Here is a 2,448-nt window from a genome sequence, read left to right on the forward strand (position 1 = left end):
GGGATTTAGACACGGCAGGTGATGGCGTTAATATTGGTGATACTGACACCAGTTACCCAGCGATAAAATCAGGCGCCTTTGTGATTGCGGCAGGTGAAGACCGCCTTGTACCCGATTCGGTTAAAATTGATCCCGATTTACAAGCGGATTTAATCACTGAACTACAAAATGAACTCAGTTCTGGCGGACAACCACTGACCTTTAGTGTTAATACTAATGGTGATTTAATCGGTGAACTTGCTGACGGTACGGTTGCAGTAACCGTTGCCTTATCTGGTGCACAGCAAGGTCAAGATATCAACGTCACAGTCGTGATTACGCAACAGCTGCCACTTGATCATAACGACACAGACACAGCAGGTTACGTGACCTTTGATGGTGATGATTTACACATTAATGTGCCTGTACAAGCAACCGATACCGACGGTGATGATCTAGATAAACCGGCGAATGTGGATATCATTATTACCGATGGCGCAGACGCTGTGTTTGGTCAAGACATAACGGGCGTTACCATTAACGAATCGGCTGCCATTAACGTGGTGAGTGGACAAATTCCATTAGATGTTGGCGCCGATGAAATCGCGACGATTGCGTTCCAAACAGCACAACCAGGCTTAACAGGTATTACCAGTAATGGTGCAGCGACGACCTTTACAGTGGCAGGCGATACCTTAACCGTACTCGACAGCGCGGGCGCAGCCGTGATGACGGTGGTTATCGCGACCGATGGTTCATACGAACTGACGATCACAGGGCCTGTTGATCAAAGCGATAGTCAATCAACCCAGTTCAACTTAAATGTCACCGCCACTGATAAAGATGGCGATAACAGCGATGGCGCAATGAATATTACCATCAACGATGGCACCAATGCTGCCGGTGATGATCAAGGCACAGTCACACTGACCGAAGGGGATTTAGATGTTGATGGCAATGGTGTGGGTGGATCTGATACCAGTTATCCCGCATCACAATCAGGTACTTTCGTTATCAAAGCGAGTGAAGATAGACTCGTACCCGATTCGGTTAAAATTGATCCTAGCTTACAAGCGGATTTAATCACTGAACTACAAAATGAACTCAGTTCCGGCGGTCAACCACTGACCTTTAGCGTCGATGGTGATGGTAATCTTGTTGGTTTATTAAATGGTGAAATTGCAGTAACCGTTGCCTTATCTGGTGCACAGCAAGGTCAAGATATCAACGTGACTGTAACCATTACGCAGAATGTCCCGTTAGATCATAATGGGTTAAGTGATGGTGGTTATGTCACCTTTGACGGTGATGACTTACATATTAATGTGCCAGTACAAGCGATTGATACGGACGGTGATGATTTAGATAAACCGGCGAATGTCGATATCATTATTACCGATGGCGCAGATGCTGTGTTTGGTCAAGATATAATGGGCGTTACTATTAACGAATCGGCTGTCATTAACGTGGTGAGTGGACAAATTCCATTAGATGTTGGCGCTGATGAAATCGCGACGATTGACTTCCAAACAGCACAACCAGGCTTAACAGGTATTACCAGTAATGGTGCAGCGACGACCTTTACGGTAGCAGGCGATACCTTAACCGTACTCGACAGCGCGGACGCAACTGTGATGACGGTGGTTATCGCGACTGATGGTTCATACGAACTGACGATCACAGGGCCTGTTGATCAAGCTGACAGTGAATCAACCCAATTCAACTTAAATGTCACCGCCACTGATAAAGATGGCGATAACAGCGATGGCGCAATGAATATTACCATCACCGATGGCAGCAATGCCGCAGGTGATGATCAAGGTACAGTCACACTGACCGAAGGTGATTTAGACACGGCAGGTGATGGCGTTAATGTTGGTGACAGTGATACCAGTTACCCAGCGATAAAATCTGGCGCCTTTGTGATTGCGGCAGGTGAAGACCGCCTTGTACCCGATTCGGTTAAAATTGATCCTAGCTTACAAGCTGATTTAATCACTGAACTGCAAAACGATCTCAGTTCTGGCGGACAACCATTGACCTTTAGTGTTAATACTAACGGTGATTTAATCGGTGAACTTGCTGACGGCACGGTTGCAGTAACCGTTGCCTTATCTGGTGCGCAGCAAGGTCAAGATATCAACGTCACCGTCGTGATTACGCAACAGCTTCCACTTGATCATAACGACACAGACACCGCAGGTTACGTGACATTTGACGGTGATGATTTACACATTAATGTCCCAGTACAAGCAACCGATACCGACGGTGATGATTTAGATAAACCGGCTAACGTGGATATCATTATTACCGATGGTGCTGACGCTGTGTTTGGTGAAGACATAACGGGCGTTACCATTAACGAATCGGCTGCCATTAACGTGGTGAATGGACAGATCCCATTAGATGTTGGCGCCGATGAAATCGCGACGATTGCGTTCCAAACAGCACAACCAGGCTTAACAGGTA

1 protein-coding gene is annotated in these 2,448 nt (G+C 46.6%); it reads left to right on the forward strand.

What is annotated here, in order from left to right:
- A partial coding sequence (locus QQK09_RS18945; protein ID WP_284205769.1) for a hypothetical protein occupies positions 1–2,448 on the forward strand: 2,448 nt, incomplete at both ends.

This window comes from Psychromonas marina, assembly GCF_030161115.1.
Classification (GTDB): domain Bacteria; phylum Pseudomonadota; class Gammaproteobacteria; order Enterobacterales; family Psychromonadaceae; genus Psychromonas; species Psychromonas marina.